This is a genomic window from Teichococcus globiformis (assembly GCF_042646265.1).
In the GTDB taxonomy this organism is placed as follows: Bacteria; Pseudomonadota; Alphaproteobacteria; order Acetobacterales; family Acetobacteraceae; genus Pseudoroseomonas; species Pseudoroseomonas globiformis.
Map to the genome: position 1 here is coordinate 328090 of NZ_JBHRTN010000008.1, position 15878 is coordinate 343967.

Below are 15878 nucleotides of genomic sequence, written 5' to 3' on the forward strand. Positions count from 1 at the left end.
GGGCCGCATCACCATGACGCTTCGCATCGGCATTGCCGGCATCTCCGGTCGCATGGGCCGGCTGCTGCAGGAAGAAGTCGCTGCCGCCGGCGGAACACTCTCGGGGGGCATCGGACGGGATGGCGACGCAGCCGCCCTGTTTGCCGGCAGCGATGCCGTGATCGACTTCACCAACGCTTCCACCGCCGAACGGCATGCCGGCCTGGCCGCCGAGCACGGCAAGGCGCTGATCCTGGGCTCGTCCGGGCTCTCCGCGGCGCAGGAGACGGCGGTGATGGCGGCGGCGAAGCATGTGCCCATCGTCTATGCCGCCAATTTCGCGCCCGGCGTGAACCTGCTCTTCGCTCTGGCCGAGCGGATGGGCGCTGCGCTGCCGCCCGAGCAGTACGATGCCGAGATCGTCGAGATGCATCATCGTCAAAAGGTCGATGCGCCTTCAGGCACCGCCATTGGGCTGGGCCGCGCCGTGGCGCGCGGGCGCGGCCGGACGCTGGAGGAGGTGGGAATGGAATCCGGGCGCGACGGGCATACCGGTGCCCGCGCCACCGGCCCCATCGGCTTCGCCGCGCTGCGCGGCGGGCAGGTGGTGGGGGAGCACACGCTGCTCTTCGCCGCCGGCTCGGAGCAGATCGCCCTCACCCACCGCTCCTTTGACCGGCGTGTCTATGCCACCGGCGCGGTGCGCGCGGCGCAATGGGCGGCCGGGCAGCCCGCCGGGCTCTACGACATGAAGCACGTGCTTGGCATGGGGTAGTGCCGTCTCGGGCCGCTTTCCCGCCTCATCCTGGCGGCAGCTTCGCCGCCAGGATCCGCAGCACCTGCACCCCTTGCGGCAGCTCGATCAGGAACTCGGCATCGCGCGGCAGGTGGTGGATGCGCCTCGGGTCCGGTCCGGCGAAGCGCGACATCGCCTCGACATCTTCCCAGTAGGAGATGGTGATGAACTCGCTTTCCCCTTCGCGATCCTCCCGGAACAACTGCACACCCAGCGCCTTGTCCTCCAACGGGCGGATGCCTGCCTCGCGCAGATAGGGTTCATAGGCATCCGCCACGTCAGGGCGGGTGCGGCCGCGCCAGATGCGGGCAATCGTGGCCCTGGATCCTGTCATGTCTCACGTCCTCCTCTGGTTATGCGGCGATACCGGAATGAAAGTTCTGGAGCGGCTGCAGCACCGCGCCGAGATGGTTCCAGCAGTCAGTGATCCCCAGTCCTTTCTGCGCTGTCCGGCATGAATCCATTCTGCCGGCTCTCACGGGATCATCGCTGGATACCGTGCTGCCGCAGACTGGCTTGGCACCGCCGGAACCAGCTCAGGAGTGTTGGGGAACCATTGCTCGCCAAGGCAGCGATAACCGCTTAAGAGCGCTTAGCCAGTTATGGTTGCCGTCCGGAGGATCCGTGCTGATTGATCGTGAGCAGAAGCGGCCAGGAACCTTGCACCGTGTCGGTGGGCATCCGGCGCTGGATTTCGCCAACACCATCAGCTGGCGCGATACGCCGCACCGCCTCGATCATCTGCAGACGCCGGAGGACCTCGTGTTGTGGGCGCGGCAGACCGATGTGCCGGGAATGGAGCCGCTGCCGGCTTTCCCGGCCGCGGCGCAGGCGCTGCTGGGGCGTTGCGTGACCCTCCGGGGCGCCATCCTGGAAGCGGGCCTGGCCCTGGCCGCTGGACGCGAAGCGCCCCCGGCGGCGCTGAGTGCTATTCTGGCTGCGGCTGCAGAGGCTGCATCGCATCTGCGTCTGATCCCGGCTCCTGGGCCCTATGCGCTGCGGGGAAGGGGTCTCGATTCGCTGCCCGGCCTGCTCGCATGGTCCATGCTGGACCTGCTGCGGTCCGATCGGCTGGCTGGGCTCAAATGCTGCCCGGCACATGACTGCGGTTGGCTGTTTCTCGACACCTCCCGCAATCGCTCCCGGCGTTGGTGCGCCATGGCCTCATGCGGCAATCGGGCCAAGGCACGGCAGTTCCGCACGGCGCATCGGATATGACGGCAGCGTGAAGCTGCCGTGAAGGCCGTGCCGCCCGGGCTCCGCAATGGCTTGACCCCCTGCCCCGCACTTGCGAAACAGCCCGACCGCATTCTGCGGAGGTTGAGCCAGGCCGGGGCATTGCCGGTCGCCATCGCGACAAGAGGACGATAAGGCCATGCGCGACAAGGGCGAATATCTGTTCACCTCGGAATCCGTTTCCGAGGGCCACCCCGACAAGGTTGCCGACCGCATCTCGGATACGGTGCTGGACGCCTTCCTGGAAGCCGACCCGTATGCGCGCGTCGCCTGCGAGACGCTGGTCACCACCAACCGGATCGTCCTGGCCGGCGAAACACGCGGCCCAGCCAGCGTGACGCCTGAGCTGCTGATGCACCTGGCCCGCATGGCGGTTCAGGATATCGGCTACGACCAGGAAGGTTTCTCCTGGCGCAACGCCGAGATCGCCTGCCATCTGCACGCCCAGTCCGCGCACATCGCGCAGGGCGTGGACGCCGCCGGCAACAAGGACGAGGGCGCCGGCGATCAGGGCATCATGTTCGGCTATGCCTGCACCGAGACGCCGGACCTGATGCCGGCGCCGCTCTATTACTCGCATCTGATCCTGCGCCGCATCTCCGAGCTGCGCCGCAACAACGACAAATCCGTCGCTGGCCTGCTGCCGGATGCCAAGTCCCAGGTGACGCTGCGCTACGTCGACGGCAAGCCGGTGGGCGTGACCTCCGTGGTGGTCTCCACCCAGCACGAGGAAGGCCTGACCCAGGCCCAGGTGCGCGAGCTGGTGCGCCCGATCATCGTCTCCTCCCTGCCGGATGGCTGGTCCGTCCCCGAGGACGAGATGTATGTGAACCCCACGGGCACCTTCGTGATCGGCGGCCCCGACGGCGATTGCGGCCTGACCGGGCGCAAGATCATCGTCGACACCTATGGCGGCGCGGCCCCGCATGGCGGCGGCGCGTTCTCCGGCAAGGACCCGACCAAGGTGGACCGCTCGGCCGCCTATGCCTGCCGCTACCTGGCCAAGAACGTGGTGGCCGCCGGCCTGGCCGAGAAGTGCACCATCCAGGTCTCCTACGCCATCGGCGTGTCCAAGCCGCTTTCGGTCTATTTCGACCTGCACAACACCGGCAAGGACGTGGACGAGACGAAGCTGGCGCGTGTGGTGAACGGGTTGATGAACCTGTCGCCCCGCGGCATCCGCGAGCACCTGCACCTGAACCGCCCGATCTATGCGCCGACCTCCGCCTACGGGCATTTCGGCCGCACGCCGGACGAGGAAAAGGGCACCTTCACCTGGGAAAAGACCGACCTGGCCGCCGAGTTGAAGCGCGCCTTCAACCGCTGAGAAGGGCTCCGCCCCTCCCAGCCTCCCCTGCCGAAAACCCGAGGTTTCAGGACGTCCCGCCGGATGGTGGGACCGGGGTAGCACTGCTACATCGGCAGGGGTATCCAACGGGGGCAGTGCTCCCCTTGGCCGGCTTCCGAGTGTATTTACCGCATGACCGAAACTCCGCCCCCTGTTCCGGACCGGCTTTATGGCCGTCGCCGCGGCCACCCGTTGCGCCAGCGCCAGCAGACTCTGCTGGATCTGACACTGCCGCGCCTGGGCTTCGACCCTGCCGATCCTCTGGCAGGCTTCCCCCGGCGCCCGCAGGAGCTTTGGCTGGAGGTCGGCTTCGGCGGTGGCGAGCACGCCCTGGCGCAGATCGAGGCTCACCCACAGGCTGGCCTGATTGCCGCAGAGGTGTTCGAGAATGGCATCTGCTCGCTGCTCACCCGCATCGTGCCCGAGGGCGGCGAAGCCACGGCATCCCTGCCGCCTAACCTACGGCTCTGGACGGAAGATGCCCGAAGGCTGTTGCGCGCCCTGCCAGAGGCCAGCCTGTCACGCTTGTTCCTGATGTTTCCGGATCCCTGGCCAAAAGCCCGGCACGCCAAGCGTCGCTTCGTCCATCCTTCCATTCTCCCGGTGCTGGAACGTGCCATCCGTCCGGGTGGCGAATGGCGCATCGCAACCGACGACCCGACCTACCAGGAATGGGTGCGGGAGGTGATGGGCGCGCAGCAGGTGTTCGAGCAGATTTCGCTGGACACAACCCGTCCGGATGGCTGGCCTGGCACGCGCTATGAGGCCAAGGCGCTGCGTGAAGGGCGTCAACCGCTCTACTGGGTGTGGCGCCGCAGGGGCTGAAGCGACTCGGCTCAAAAAGCAAACGGCCACGCCGTCGGCGTTGCATTCGTGCCACGGGTGCCGCGCGGTGAGATTGTGCGCCGCATTCGGTCGTTGACCGCCTTGCAAGATCACGACAACGTGCGCACCCATGAATGAAACCCGTCCGCGAATTCTGTTCGAGGAAGCAGGTCGCCGGGGCGCCGAGGCGCTGATGGCCGAGCGTGGCGGGATCCTGCCCTGGTGCGGACCCGCTTGCATCGCCCTGGCCGCCGGTTGCTCCTATGCCATCGCCTGCGCCCTGCTGCGTGGCGTCGCGCCGGAGCGCTACGCTCCGGAGCGGGAGATCGCCACCACCTATTGGCGGGACATGGTTGCCGCCCTGACCGAGGCCGGGCTGTCGGTCGCGGCGCTGCCTGTGGAGGGCCGACCGACCTTGCTGCGGCTGGTCCGAAATGGTGTGGAGGGTGATGCCCTGCCCACCGGCACGTACCTGGTCCGCATCACCGGCCATTTCCTGCTGTTGCGGGTGCATGGGTTCGGCCTGGCCGAAGTGCATGACAACCGCCTTTCGGGCGCGGTGCTGTCCACCCGGGCCCACGGCCTGTGCCGGGTGACCCACGTCGCGCGGTTGGAAGGCTGACGCACCCGACCACGGGGCTGGGCCGCGAAGAAAGTTGTTTTCGCAGCCATACCGGCCTATATGGCTGGCACAACATCTTCGCTGCACAGTCAGGGGGGTGGCCTTCACGGGCCGCCTTTTTTGTTTTTGGAAGACGACGCACCACTGCATGAGGGCCTTGAGGCCCGAATCGCCCATGCCATCGAGCCCACGCTGAATGCGATGGGCTACGAGATCGTGCGCGTTCTGATCCAGGGCAAGCAGACGCCAACCGTGCAGATCATGGCGGACCGCGCCGACGGCGCACCGATCGGCGTGGGCGACTGCGAGAAAATCAGCCACGCCGCCGGCGCTGTGCTGGACGTGGACGATCCGTTCAGCGGCGAGTGGAACCTTGAAGTGTCCTCGCCCGGCATTGACCGGCCGCTCACCCGGACCAAGGACTGGCTGCGCTTCGCCGGCCATGTGGCAACGGTGGAGATGAGCATTCCCATTGAAGGGCGCCGCCGGTTCCGCGGTATCATCCTCGGCGCCGATGAGAGCGAGATCCGGCTGCGGCTGGACGAGGGCGCGGAGATCGCGTTGCCCCGTCCCGACATGCGCCGCGCCAAGCTGGTGCTTACCGACGAACTGATCGCGGCCACCGCGGCGGAAGTTGCCCGGCACAAGGGGGAAAACCCCGACGGCGACTCCGGTGAGGATGACGCGGAACCGCCCTTCGCCAAGAGGAACTGAGGACATGGCCGCAGAGGTTGCCATCGCTCGCCCGGAGCTGCTGCAGGTCGCCGACGCCGTCGCCCGCGAGAAGATGATCGAGCGGGACGAGGTGCTGGAGGCGATGGAGCAGGCCATCCAGAAGGCCGGCCGCGCCAAGTACGGACACGAGAAGGACATCCGTGCCGTCATCGACCGCCGCACCGGCGAGGTGAAGCTGTCGCGGTGGACCGAGATCGTCGAAGCCGAGCCGGTCGAGAACGAGGACACGCAGATCCCGCTGCGCATCGCCCAGAAGGTGCGGCCCGGCTGCGCCGTGGGCGAGTTCATCGTGGATCCGCTTCCTCCGATCGATTTCGGCCGCATCGCCGCGCAGACCGCCAAGCAGGTGATCGTGCAGCGCGTGCGCGAGGTGGAGCGCGGCAAGCAGTTCAACGAGTACAAGGACCGTGTCGGCGAGATCATCAACGGCGTCGTCAAGCGTACCGAGTACGGCAACCTGATGGTGGATCTCGGTCGCGCCGAGGCGCTGCTGCGCCGCGACGAGACCATTCCGCGCGAGGCCTTCCGCAATGGCGACCGCGTGCGTGCCTATATCTATGACGTGCGCGAGGAGCCGCGTGGGCCGCAGATCTTCCTGAGCCGCACGCATCCCGGCTTCCTGGCGAAGCTGTTCGCCCAAGAAGTGCCGGAGATCTACGACGGCATCATCGAGATCAAGGCCGTGGCGCGTGACCCAGGATCCCGCGCCAAGATGGCGGTGATTTCCCGCGACAGCTCCATCGACCCGGTCGGTGCCTGCGTCGGCATGCGCGGCTCCCGCGTGCAGGCGGTGGTGGCCGAGCTGCAGGGCGAGAAGATCGACATCATCCCCTGGTCGGCTGAGAACGCCACCTTTGTGGTGAACGCCCTGGCCCCGGCCGAGGTGTCCAAGGTCGTGCTCGACGAAGACACGCGGCGTGTTGAAGTCGTGGTCCCGGATGACCAATTGTCGTTGGCGATCGGGCGGCGCGGTCAGAACGTGCGCCTCGCCTCGCAGCTGACCCGCTGGGACATCGATATCCTGACGGAGGCCGAGGCGTCCGAGCGCCGCCAGGAAGAGTTCCGCAAGCGCACCGGCCTGTTTGTCGAGGCGCTGGACGTGGATGACGTGATCGCCGGCCTGCTGGTCAGCGAGGATTTCTCATCCATCGAGGAACTGATCGACGTTCCCGATGAGGAACTCGCCGAGATCGAGGGCTTCGATGAGAACGTCGCTGCCGAGCTGAAGCGTCGCGCCCAGGGCTTCCTGGACCGGCGTGAGCAGGAGCTGGACGAAAAGCGCATCGCGCTGGGCGTCGAGGATGCGGTGGCAGAGGCAGGCGGGTTCAGCCCCGCCATGCTGGTGACGCTAGGCGAAAAGGGCGTGAAGTCGCTCGACGATCTGGCGGATCTCGCGGCCGACGAGTTGATCGAGATTCTCGGCACCGAGGCCGTGGACGAGGACACCGCGAACGCCATCATCATGGCGGCGCGCGAACATTGGTTCGCCGAAGGCGAGGGCGCTCAGGCTGCCGAGGCTCCCGCGGCGGATGATGACGCCGCAGAGCCCGCCATCGACATGGCGGATGAGGAGAAGAAAGACGACTGACACCGACCTCCCACCCCTGGCGAATGGCGACGACCCTGAGCTTGATCTTCCGGAAGCCGGCGACGGCATGCCGGACCCGGAGCCCAAGGGTCCGCTGCGGCGTTGCATCGCCACGCGGGAGAGCCTGCCCAAGGAAGCGATGATCCGCTTCGTGCTGGGGCCGGAGCGTCAGCTCGTGCCTGATCTGGCCGGGCGCTTTCCCGGGCGGGGAATGTGGTTGAGCGCGCGGGCCGATGTGCTAGAACGCGCGCAGAAACGCGGCGCCTTTTCGAGGGCGGCCCGCGGACAGGTGCATTTGCCCCCGGATCTTCGCGCTCAGATCGAGACTGGCCTCAAGGGTCGCATCCGCGACCAGGTGGGGCTGGCGCGCAGGGCTGGTCAGGCGGTGTGTGGTTTTCAGCAGGTGCGTGAATGGCTTCAGGCCGATCGTGCTGCTGTGCTGGTTGAGGCCAGCGATGGGAGCCCCAGTGAGCGGGCGCGTTTGACCGGGCGGCGCGATGTGCCGCTTGTTCTTGCGCTTAGTGCCGGGGATTTGGGTTCGGTGTTTGGAAGGGATCATGCAGTGCACGTGGCGATAGCTCCCGGAAAGATCGCCGAGATGCTGCTGCAGGAGGCGGGCCGCTTGGCCGCTGTCTCCGGCATCGCGGACGGAGCGGGGACGTGAGCCCGCAACGGCTCGCGATGAGGATTGATGGCACAAGACGGAACGGGTTCAGGCGAACGAATGAGCGACCAGAATGAACAGGATGCGGCAAAGGGCCGGCTGAGCCTCCGCCCCGGCGGAAGGCTGGAGCTGGGCAAGACGGAGGCCGCCGGAACGGTGCGGCAGTCCTTCAGCCATGGCCGCGGCAAGACCGTGCAGGTTGAGGTGGTGAAGAAGCGGGCCGGTGGCCCCGCCACGCCCGGCACACGTCCCGCAGGTGGCCCGCAGGCCACCGGCCCACGCCCGGCCGGTGGACCGCAGCGCAGCGCGAGCGGCCCTTCGCGTGGTGGCAGCGGTGCCACGCCCGGCCGGCCGCTGAATCAGGCCGAGCAGGCAACCCGCCTGCGCGTGCTGGAAGAGCATCGCCGCCAGGAAGCCCAGCGCCAACGCGAGGAGCGTGAGCGCCAGGCCCTGATGGTGCGCAGCGCTGCCGAGGAAGCCGCCCGCAAGGCGGAAGAGGAGCGCCGCGCCGCCGAGGAAGCTGCCGCGCGCGCCGAGGAAGAGGCGCGGCAGAAGACCGAGGATGAGGCCCGCCGCAAGACAGAGGTCGAGGCGCGCAGCACGGCCCCCGTGGCTGCCCCGCTTTCCGCTCCGCGCCCGGGTCCGATCCCGAGCCAAGCCCGGGCGCCTGTTCGGCCGGCACCTGGCCCGCGTCCGGCTGCCGGCCCTGGCGGCGCTGCCGGTCCGGCACGTCGTCCGGCCCCTGCCGCGGCAGCGCCGGCTGCGGCACCGGCCGCCGCCGCGCCTGCCCGGCTGACGTTGCGTGGCCGCGAGGAAGGCGGTGAGGAAGAGCGCCGTAGTCCTCCGCGTCGCACCGGTCCCGGCCCGGCCGCCGCGAAGAAGCCCGTCCCCGCTCCCGCCCGCAAGGCTGCCCCCGGTGGTGACCGCCGCCGTGACGGCCGCATCGACGTGGCTGCCGCCATCGAGGGAGATGACGACCGCAGTCGTTCCATGGCCTCCGTCCGCCGTGCCCGCGAGCGTGAGCGGCGGCAGCAGGAGCTGCAGCGCCTCCGTTCGGATGGCGTGAAGGTGGTCCGCGACGTGGTGGTGCCCGAGGCGATCACCGTGCAGGAACTCGCCAACCGCATGGCCGCCCGTGGCGGCGAAGTGGTGAAGGCGCTGTTCCGCATGGGCGTGATGGCGACGCTGACGCAGACCATCGACGCCGACACGGCGGAGCTGGTGGTCAACGAGTTCGGCCACCGCGTGCGCCGCGTCTCCGAAGCGGATGTCGAGCAGGGCCTGGAAGGCGTTGTCGATACCGACGAGGAGCTGCTGCCGCGCCCGCCGGTCGTGACCATCATGGGCCATGTCGACCACGGCAAGACCAGCCTGCTCGACGCGCTGCGCAAGACCGATGTGGCCGGCCGCGAGGCCGGTGGCATCACCCAGCACATCGGCGCCTACCAGGTGACCGTTGAGGGCGGCCAGAAGGTCACCTTCATCGACACGCCGGGCCACGCCGCCTTCACCGCCATGCGCGCCCGTGGCGCCAGCGTGACGGACATGGTGGTGCTGGTGGTGGCCGCCGATGATGGCGTGATGCCGCAAACGATCGAGGCGATCCACCACGCGAAGGCGGCCAACGTGCCGCTGATCGTGGCGGTCAACAAGATCGACAAGGAAGGCGTCAACCTTGACCGCGTGCGCAACGAGCTGCTGCAGCACGAGATCGTGGTCGAAAGCCTCGGCGGCGACACCATGGAGATCCCGGTCTCTGCCACCAAGGCGATGAACCTTGACAAGCTGCTCGAAGGCATCCTGCTGCAGGCCGAGGTTCTGGACCTGAAGGCGAACCCGATGCGGGCCGCCGAAGGTACGGTCATCGAGTCCAAGCTCGACAAGGGCCGCGGGCCGGTGGCGACGGTGCTGGTGCAGCGCGGCACGCTGCGCCAGGGCGACCTGGTGGTGGCCGGCGCCGAATGGGGCCGCGTGCGTGCGATGCTCGACGATAAGGGTCGCCAGCTCAAGGAAGCCGATCCCTCGCTTCCGGTGGAGATCCTGGGCTTATCGGGCGTGCCGAGCGCCGGCGAAACCTTTGTCGCGGTCGAGAACGAGAGCCGGGCGCGCGAGATCAGCGAGTTCCGCCAGCGCAAGCTGCGGGACAAGCAGGCCGCCGCCGCCGGAGCCGCCCGTGGCACGCTGGCCGACATGATGGCTCGCGTCGCTGCCGGCGAGCAGAAGGAAGTGGCCGTCGTCGTCAAGGCCGACGTCCAGGGTTCCGCCGAGGCTCTCGGCGTGACCTTGAACAAGCTGTCGCGCGACGAGGTGAAGGTCCGGGTGCTGCACAGCGCCGTCGGGCAGATCACCGAGAGCGACATCCAGCTGGCCAAGGCGTCCAACGCCATCGTCGTTGCCTTCAACGTCCGCGCCACGGCGCAGGCGCGGGAGCTGGCGCAGCGCGAGGGCGTGGATATCCGCTACTACTCCATCATCTACGAGGTGGCGGACGATGTGGAGAAGCTGGTGCGCGGCAAGCTGGCACCGGTGCAGCGCGAGAAGTTCCTGGGCTACGCGCAGATCCTCGAAGTGTTCGAGGTCAAGCGCCTGGGCAACATTGCGGGCTGCCGCGTGACCGAGGGTGTGGTGAAGCGCGGTTGTGGTGTTCGCCTCCTGCGCGATGGCATCGTCATCCACCAGGGCGAACTGGCGACGCTTCGCCGCTTCAAGGACGATGTTCGCGAGGTCACCAACGGCTACGAGTGCGGCATGAGCTTCGCCCATTACGACGACATCAAGATCGGCGACCAGATCGAGTGCTACGAGACCGAGACGGTCGCGGCGGTCTGATCCCGGAGCAACAAACAGGCGTGGGGGGCCATGAACTCCCCCGGGCCTCCGTTTCCCCGGTTTTTCTGGGAAGCGGAGCCTGGGGCGGGCTTGTGGCCCCCGCTCCCGTTTTCGCAGAGTGACACTTCATTATGGCCAAAAAATCCGCCAATCCGGGTGCCCCCAGCCAGCGCATGCTCCGCGTGGCCGAGGAGGTGCGCCACGCGCTGTCTGCCGTGTTCATGCGGGGCGAATTGCACGATCCTGACCTGGATGGGCGCCACATCACGGTAACGGAGGTTCGCGCCTCTCCCGACCTCAAGCACATGACTTGCTTCGTGGCGGCGCTGGGCCGCGCCGTGACGCCCGAGGAACTGAAGGCGCTGAAACGCGTGCAGCCCTATCTTCGCACCCAGGTGGCGCGGGCGGTGCGGCTGAAATTTGCGCCCGAGATGCACTTCCAGTCCGACACCGCATTGGACTATGCGATGAAGATCGATGCCGTGATGCGCCGGCCGGAGGTCCAGCAGGATCTCAAGGCTGATCCCGGCGTGCCGGACGAGGGGGAGCGCTCTTGAGCGCCGCCGACGAGGCGCCGCCCGTAACCGCACCCGTGATCCGCACGGTGGCGATGCCGGCGGACACCAACCCGGCCGGAGACATCTTCGGTGGCTGGCTGATGGCGCAGATGGACATGGCAGCCGGCAACGCCGCGGCGCGCCGGGCCCGCGGCCGTTGCGCCACCGTGGCGGTGGAGGCCATGAGTTTCCATTCGCCTGTGAAGGTGGGCGACGAGGTCAGCCTCTATGCCGAGATCCTGTCCACCGGCCGCACCTCCCTGAAGATCAAGGTGGAAGCCTGGCGGCGCGAACGCGAGGGCGAGTACGCCAACCGCGTCACCGAGGCGGTTTTCACTTTTGTGGCGCTGGATTCGACCGGCCGTCCGCGCCCGATCCCTCTCGTCTGATTTTGCTGTTTGCCCTGGGCGACCCTGCGCCTTAAGACGCCCCCTTTCCCGCTGATGGACGGTCCAGGAAACCTCGTTTCCTGGCAGGAGAGCATGAGAGAGCAGCGCTCTCTCATCACGTTTTTGCAGAGAGTTTGTTCCGATGCCGCGCCCCAACCGCAAACCGAAGGGCCGTCCACTGGATGGCTGGCTGATTGTCGACAAGCCTTCGGGCATCGGCTCCACCGACGTGGTGGCCAAGCTGAAGCGGGCCTTCAACGCACAGAAGGTGGGGCATGGCGGCACGCTGGATCCGCTGGCCACCGGCATCCTGCCCATCGCCTTCGGCGCCGCGACCAAGATGGTGCCCTACGTCATGGACGGCACCAAGACCTACCGCTTCACCCTGAAGTTCGGCGAGGCGCGCGACACGGATGATGCCGAGGGTCAGGTCATCGAAACCAGCGACGCGCGGCCGACGGACGAGCAGATCCGCGCTGCCCTCCCGGCCTTTATCGGCGACATCATGCAGGTGCCGCCGATCTTCTCGGCGCTGAAGATCAACGGCGTGCGGGCCTACGATCTCGCGCGGGACGGGCAGATCCCCGAAATGGCGCCCCGCCCGGCCCGGGTCGACAAGTTCGAACTCGAATCCCGTCCCGATGCTGACACGGCGGTGTTCACCGTGCAGTCCGGCAAGGGCGTCTACATGCGCTCCCTCGCGCGCGACATCGCCAGGGCTTCGGGCAGCGTGGGGCACATCGCCGTGCTGCGCCGGATGCGGGTCGGGCCCTTCCTGGAAGAGGCCGCGATTCCGCTGGACAAATTGCTGCCCACGGAGGATACACCGCCTCCTTCCCCGGACCTTCTGCTTCCCGTGACGACCGCGCTGGCCGACATCCCGGCTCTGGCCCTCACGGAAGTCGAGGCCGCACGCCTGTCCTTCGGGCAGACCATGTCCTTGGTCGAGCTTATGGACCGGATACCCGTGGACGCCGACCCCGAAGGGGGCCTCGCGCGGGCCATGGCGGGGGAGCGCCTGAAGGGTCTGGTGCGCTTGGAAGCCGGCTTGGTGAAGCCGGAGCGGTGGCTCAGCCCGGGTGACAATACTCTCCTGCCCGTTCAGCCCGCCGAGGCTGACGAGGCGAACTGAAAGGCATATTGCCGATGTCGACTGTGACCGCTGAGCGCCGCGCGGAGCTCATCAAGGAATACGCCACCAAGGAAGGCGACACGGGCAGCCCCGAAGTGCAGGTCGCCCTGCTCTCCGAGCGCATTTCGTCTCTGACCGAGCACCTGAAGACCCATCCCAAGGATTTCCACAGCCGGCGTGGCCTGCTGGTGCTGGTTGGTCAGCGCCGCGGCCTGCTGGACTACACCAAGAAGAAGAGCCAGGCCCGCTACCAGAGCCTGATCGAGCGCCTCGGCCTGCGCCGCTGATCGCTGCTGACGAAGGTTTGAGGGCGCCGTCCTTCGGGACGGCGCCTTTTTTCATGTCCGCGATCTGGTGAAGTTCTGCCTGAAATTTCATCATCTGCCCCTTGCTGAGCCTGCTGCGCACAATCGGGCAGCGAGCGGCGCAGCAAATCCCGATGCTATGAGGGCTTCGGACGCTGCCAAACGCCGGCATGCCGTTTGCTGCATTGCGAAGGATGCTCGATGAGCCTGGCCAGCTTCCGCACCGCACCAACGGCATGACGATTGCGTCCGCGCCAAGGCAAGGCTAACGGGCAATCTGGCACCAGCGCATGACAGCCATGCGGCGCAGCCAAAGCTTGGGCGTGACCGGGAAAGCGGAAATGTCGGGGCTTCGACAAGGATCGGGAGAGATTGCTATGACGCCCATGCGGCTTGCCACACTCAGCGCGTTCGGCGGGGCTCTCATGCTCGGCGCCATGGCGGCACCGGCGATGGCTCAGCAGCCCGCCGCCCAGCAGGGTGGCGCGTCGATCATGGATGCCATCAAGGCCCGCGGCACGCTGGTCTGCGGCGTCAACACCGGCCTTGCCGGCTTTGCCCAGCCGGACAGCCAGGGCGTCTGGAAGGGTTTCGACGTCGAATATTGCCGGGCCCTCGCTGTCGCCCTGTTCAACGACGATACCAAGGTCCGCTATGTTCCGCTGACGGCGCAGAGCCGCTTCACGGCGCTTCAGTCGGGCGAGATCGACGTGATGGCGCGCAACACCACCACCACCCTTTCGCGCGACACCTCACTCGGCCTCGATTTCCCGGCGATCAACTTCTACGACGGCCAGGGCTTCATGGTGAAGGCGAGCCTGGGCGTCAGCTCGGCCAAGGAGCTGGACGGCGCCACCGTTTGTGTGCAGCCCGGCACCACCACCGAGCAGAACTTGACCGACTGGGCGCGGGCCAACAGCGTGAAGTTCACTCCCGTTGTGATCGAGCGGCTGGAGGAGCTTGTCAGCGCCTACGCCGCCGGCCGCTGCGATGCCTACACCACCGACGTGTCGGGCCTGGCCGCTACCCGCTCCGCGCAGCCGACCCCGGGTGATCACACCATCCTCCCCGAGGTGATCAGCAAGGAGCCACTGGCCATCGGCGTGCGCCATGGGGATCAGCGCTGGGCGGATCTCGTGCGCTGGACCCACAATGCCCTGGTTTCCGCCGAGGAGCTGGGCATCACCGCCGCCAATGTGGATGAGGCCGTGTCCGGCGATGGCCGGCCCGAGGCGCAACGCCTGCTGGGCAAGACCGGCGGTCTTGGCGCCATGCTGGGTGTCGACAATGCTTGGGCGGTGCACGTCATCAAGAAGGTCGGCAATTACGGCGAGGTCTTTGCCCGGCACCTGGAGCCGCTTGGCATTCAGCGTGGCCCGAACGCCCAGTGGACCAAGGGTGGGCTGCAGTACTCGCCGCCGTTCCGCTGAAACACGGCTGGCCATGAACCGGGCGGGGCCTCCGGCCTCGCCTGACCCGCAGGGAACTCCGCCGCCGGTACGGCGCGACACCACCGGTTGAACCGGACGCTGGGACCACAAGAGACAGGAACGGGGGCTTCACCGAATGTCCGACACCGCTGCCGACCCCAGGCTGCTGCGCGCGCCGCCGAAAAAAGGTATCCGCCTGTCATGGGCCGATGAAAGGCTGCGCGGCATCGTGTGGCAGGTGTTGGTGGTCGGCATCGTCGGCAGCATCATCTGGTGGCTGGTCAGCAACACCGCGCACAATCTGGAGGTGCGGCGCATCGCCACCGGCTGGGGCTTCCTGGGCCGTGAGGCAGGGTTGCCGATCGGGGAGAGCGTGATCGACTACGCGCCCACCAACACCTATGCCCGCGCCCTGCTGGTCGGCGTGCTGAACACGCTGAAGGTGGCTGTGGTCGGCATCATCCTGGCCACCATCATCGGCACGCTGCTCGGCATCGCGCGCCTGTCCAAGAACTGGCTGCTGTCGCGCATCGCCGCCACCTATATTGAAGTGGTGCGCGACCTGCCGCTGCTGCTGCAGCTGCTGTTCTGGTACGCCATCCTGCAGGGATTGCCGGCGCCGCGTCAGGCGCTGAACCCGGTGGACGGCGTGTTCCTGTCCAACCGCGGGCTGAAGCTGCCCTGGATCCAGTGGCAGGACGCGCACAGCCTCGCCTTGCTCGGCCTGGTGGTCGGCATTGTCGCCACCTGGCTTTATGCCCGCTCAGCCCGCGCCAAGCGCATGGCCGACGGACAACCGCGCAAGGTCTGGCCCGTGGCGCTCGCCTGCATCGTGGCGCTGCCCCTGCTGATCTGGGCGGCCTTTGGCGCGCCCTTCGCCGGCGACATCCCGGCTCTGCGCGGCTTCAACTTCCAGGGCGGCCTCACCGTCACCCCCGAATACGCGGCGCTGCTGCTGGGCCTTGTGATGTACACCGCGGCCTTTATTGCCGAGATCGTCCGCGCCGGCATCCAGTCCGTCGCCCGTGGGCAGTGGGAAGCGGCCGAGGCACTGGGCCTGCAGCGCGGACGCATCATGAAGCAGATCGTCCTGCCGCAGGCACTGCGCGTCATCATTCCGCCCATGACGAGCCAGTACCTGAACCTGACCAAGAATTCCTCGCTGGCCGTGGCGATCGGCTATCAGGACATCGTCTCCATCTCCAATACCACGCTGAACCAGACCGGTCAGGCCATCGAGGGCATCGCCATCATCATGATGGTGTACCTGTCCATCAGCCTGTCCATCAGTCTGTTCATGAACTGGTACAATGCGCGCATCGCGCTGGTGGAGCGCTGATCCATGACAAGCACACCGATCCCGCTGTCATCATGCCTTGTTCACAGGCCTGGCTCCGTTGGCCAGGAGGCCGGAGGCACGCCGCGCACTGCGCCGCTGAGCGG

The 15878-nt window shown here is 67.4% G+C and carries 16 protein-coding genes; 15 read left to right on the top strand and 1 reads right to left on the bottom strand.

The features are described 5' to 3' along the window. The first annotated feature begins 13 nt into the window (after positions 1-13). The gene (gene dapB, locus ACFOD4_RS08880) at positions 14-754 is read left to right on the top strand and encodes a 4-hydroxy-tetrahydrodipicolinate reductase (RefSeq protein WP_379595685.1); all 741 of its coding nucleotides are present in this window, start codon (positions 14-16) and stop codon (positions 752-754) included. A 25-nt stretch (positions 755-779) separates the two neighbouring features. Here dapB and ACFOD4_RS08885 read toward each other — a convergent pair whose 3' ends face one another. Next, the gene (locus ACFOD4_RS08885) at positions 780-1109 is read right to left on the bottom strand and encodes an antibiotic biosynthesis monooxygenase family protein (protein ID WP_379595686.1); all 330 of its coding nucleotides are present in this window, start codon (positions 1107-1109) and stop codon (positions 780-782) included. Positions 1110-1399: 290 nt separating this feature from the next. Here ACFOD4_RS08885 and ACFOD4_RS08890 point away from each other — a divergent pair, with 290 nt between their 5' ends. The 14 genes from ACFOD4_RS08890 (at position 1400) to ACFOD4_RS08955 (ending at position 15774) form a co-directional block, all read left to right on the top strand. Beyond that, the gene (locus tag ACFOD4_RS08890) at positions 1400-1993 is read left to right on the top strand and encodes a CGNR zinc finger domain-containing protein (RefSeq protein WP_379595687.1); all 594 of its coding nucleotides are present in this window, start codon (positions 1400-1402) and stop codon (positions 1991-1993) included. Between the two features lie 157 nt (positions 1994-2150). Next, positions 2151-3338: a methionine adenosyltransferase gene (metK, locus tag ACFOD4_RS08895; protein WP_379595689.1), complete on the top strand. Its 1188-nt coding sequence runs from the start codon at positions 2151-2153 to the stop codon at positions 3336-3338. A 153-nt stretch (positions 3339-3491) separates the two neighbouring features. Beyond that, entirely contained in the window at positions 3492-4184 is a 693-nt protein-coding gene (gene trmB / locus ACFOD4_RS08900; RefSeq protein ID WP_379595691.1) for a tRNA (guanine(46)-N(7))-methyltransferase TrmB, read from the top strand. Positions 4185-4314: 130 nt separating this feature from the next. Next, positions 4315-4806: a hypothetical protein gene (locus tag ACFOD4_RS08905; RefSeq protein ID WP_379595693.1), complete on the top strand. Its 492-nt coding sequence runs from the start codon at positions 4315-4317 to the stop codon at positions 4804-4806. A 60-nt stretch (positions 4807-4866) separates the two neighbouring features. Continuing rightward, positions 4867-5520 (top strand): ribosome maturation factor RimP, encoded by a 654-nt coding sequence (gene rimP / locus ACFOD4_RS08910; protein ID WP_379595695.1) that lies wholly within the window; start codon positions 4867-4869, stop codon positions 5518-5520. Positions 5521-5524: 4 nt separating this feature from the next. Next, a complete protein-coding gene (gene nusA / locus ACFOD4_RS08915) occupies positions 5525-7129 on the top strand; it encodes a transcription termination factor NusA (protein WP_379595696.1) in 1605 nt (534 codons plus the stop codon). 67 nt (positions 7130-7196) lie between these two features. Further along, the gene (locus tag ACFOD4_RS08920; protein WP_379595698.1) at positions 7197-7793 is read left to right on the top strand and encodes an RNA-binding protein; all 597 of its coding nucleotides are present in this window, start codon (positions 7197-7199) and stop codon (positions 7791-7793) included. A gap of 60 nt (positions 7794-7853) precedes the next feature. Beyond that, positions 7854-10622, top strand: a complete 2769-nt coding sequence (gene infB, locus ACFOD4_RS08925; protein ID WP_379595699.1) for a translation initiation factor IF-2 — start codon at positions 7854-7856, stop codon at positions 10620-10622. 131 nt (positions 10623-10753) lie between these two features. After that, positions 10754-11179, top strand: coding sequence for a 30S ribosome-binding factor RbfA (gene rbfA / locus ACFOD4_RS08930; RefSeq protein WP_379595701.1), 426 nt, complete (start codon positions 10754-10756; stop codon positions 11177-11179). 53 nt (positions 11180-11232) lie between these two features. Then, a complete protein-coding gene (locus ACFOD4_RS08935; protein ID WP_379596067.1) occupies positions 11233-11568 on the top strand; it encodes an acyl-CoA thioesterase in 336 nt (111 codons plus the stop codon). 142 nt (positions 11569-11710) lie between these two features. Next, positions 11711-12700: a tRNA pseudouridine(55) synthase TruB gene (gene truB, locus ACFOD4_RS08940; RefSeq protein ID WP_379595703.1), complete on the top strand. Its 990-nt coding sequence runs from the start codon at positions 11711-11713 to the stop codon at positions 12698-12700. A gap of 14 nt (positions 12701-12714) precedes the next feature. Beyond that, a complete protein-coding gene (gene rpsO / locus ACFOD4_RS08945; protein ID WP_379595705.1) occupies positions 12715-12987 on the top strand; it encodes a 30S ribosomal protein S15 in 273 nt (90 codons plus the stop codon). Between the two features lie 395 nt (positions 12988-13382). Next, a complete protein-coding gene (locus tag ACFOD4_RS08950; protein WP_379595707.1) occupies positions 13383-14435 on the top strand; it encodes an amino acid ABC transporter substrate-binding protein in 1053 nt (350 codons plus the stop codon). A gap of 136 nt (positions 14436-14571) precedes the next feature. Next, the gene (locus ACFOD4_RS08955) at positions 14572-15774 is read left to right on the top strand and encodes an amino acid ABC transporter permease (protein WP_379595708.1); all 1203 of its coding nucleotides are present in this window, start codon (positions 14572-14574) and stop codon (positions 15772-15774) included. Positions 15775-15878 lie beyond the last annotated feature (104 nt).

What these genes read in the sequence shown, in the direction of transcription:
- dapB (WP_379595685.1), top strand. Translation starts at nt 14, where the DNA reads ATGACGCTTCGCATCGGCATTGCCGGCATCTCCGGTCGCATGGGCCGG.
- ACFOD4_RS08885 (WP_379595686.1), bottom strand. Translation starts at nt 1,109, where the DNA reads ATGACAGGATCCAGGGCCACGATTGCCCGCATCTGGCGCGGCCGCACC.
- metK (WP_379595689.1), top strand. Translation starts at nt 2,151, where the DNA reads ATGCGCGACAAGGGCGAATATCTGTTCACCTCGGAATCCGTTTCCGAG.
- trmB (WP_379595691.1), top strand. Translation starts at nt 3,492, where the DNA reads ATGACCGAAACTCCGCCCCCTGTTCCGGACCGGCTTTATGGCCGTCGC.
- ACFOD4_RS08905 (WP_379595693.1), top strand. Translation starts at nt 4,315, where the DNA reads ATGAATGAAACCCGTCCGCGAATTCTGTTCGAGGAAGCAGGTCGCCGG.
- rimP (WP_379595695.1), top strand. Translation starts at nt 4,867, where the DNA reads ATGGCTGGCACAACATCTTCGCTGCACAGTCAGGGGGGTGGCCTTCAC.
- nusA (WP_379595696.1), top strand. Translation starts at nt 5,525, where the DNA reads ATGGCCGCAGAGGTTGCCATCGCTCGCCCGGAGCTGCTGCAGGTCGCC.
- ACFOD4_RS08920 (WP_379595698.1), top strand. Translation starts at nt 7,197, where the DNA reads ATGCCGGACCCGGAGCCCAAGGGTCCGCTGCGGCGTTGCATCGCCACG.
- infB (WP_379595699.1), top strand. Translation starts at nt 7,854, where the DNA reads ATGAGCGACCAGAATGAACAGGATGCGGCAAAGGGCCGGCTGAGCCTC.
- rbfA (WP_379595701.1), top strand. Translation starts at nt 10,754, where the DNA reads ATGGCCAAAAAATCCGCCAATCCGGGTGCCCCCAGCCAGCGCATGCTC.
- ACFOD4_RS08935 (WP_379596067.1), top strand. Translation starts at nt 11,233, where the DNA reads ATGCCGGCGGACACCAACCCGGCCGGAGACATCTTCGGTGGCTGGCTG.
- truB (WP_379595703.1), top strand. Translation starts at nt 11,711, where the DNA reads ATGCCGCGCCCCAACCGCAAACCGAAGGGCCGTCCACTGGATGGCTGG.
- rpsO (WP_379595705.1), top strand. Translation starts at nt 12,715, where the DNA reads ATGTCGACTGTGACCGCTGAGCGCCGCGCGGAGCTCATCAAGGAATAC.
- ACFOD4_RS08950 (WP_379595707.1), top strand. Translation starts at nt 13,383, where the DNA reads ATGACGCCCATGCGGCTTGCCACACTCAGCGCGTTCGGCGGGGCTCTC.
- ACFOD4_RS08955 (WP_379595708.1), top strand. Translation starts at nt 14,572, where the DNA reads ATGTCCGACACCGCTGCCGACCCCAGGCTGCTGCGCGCGCCGCCGAAA.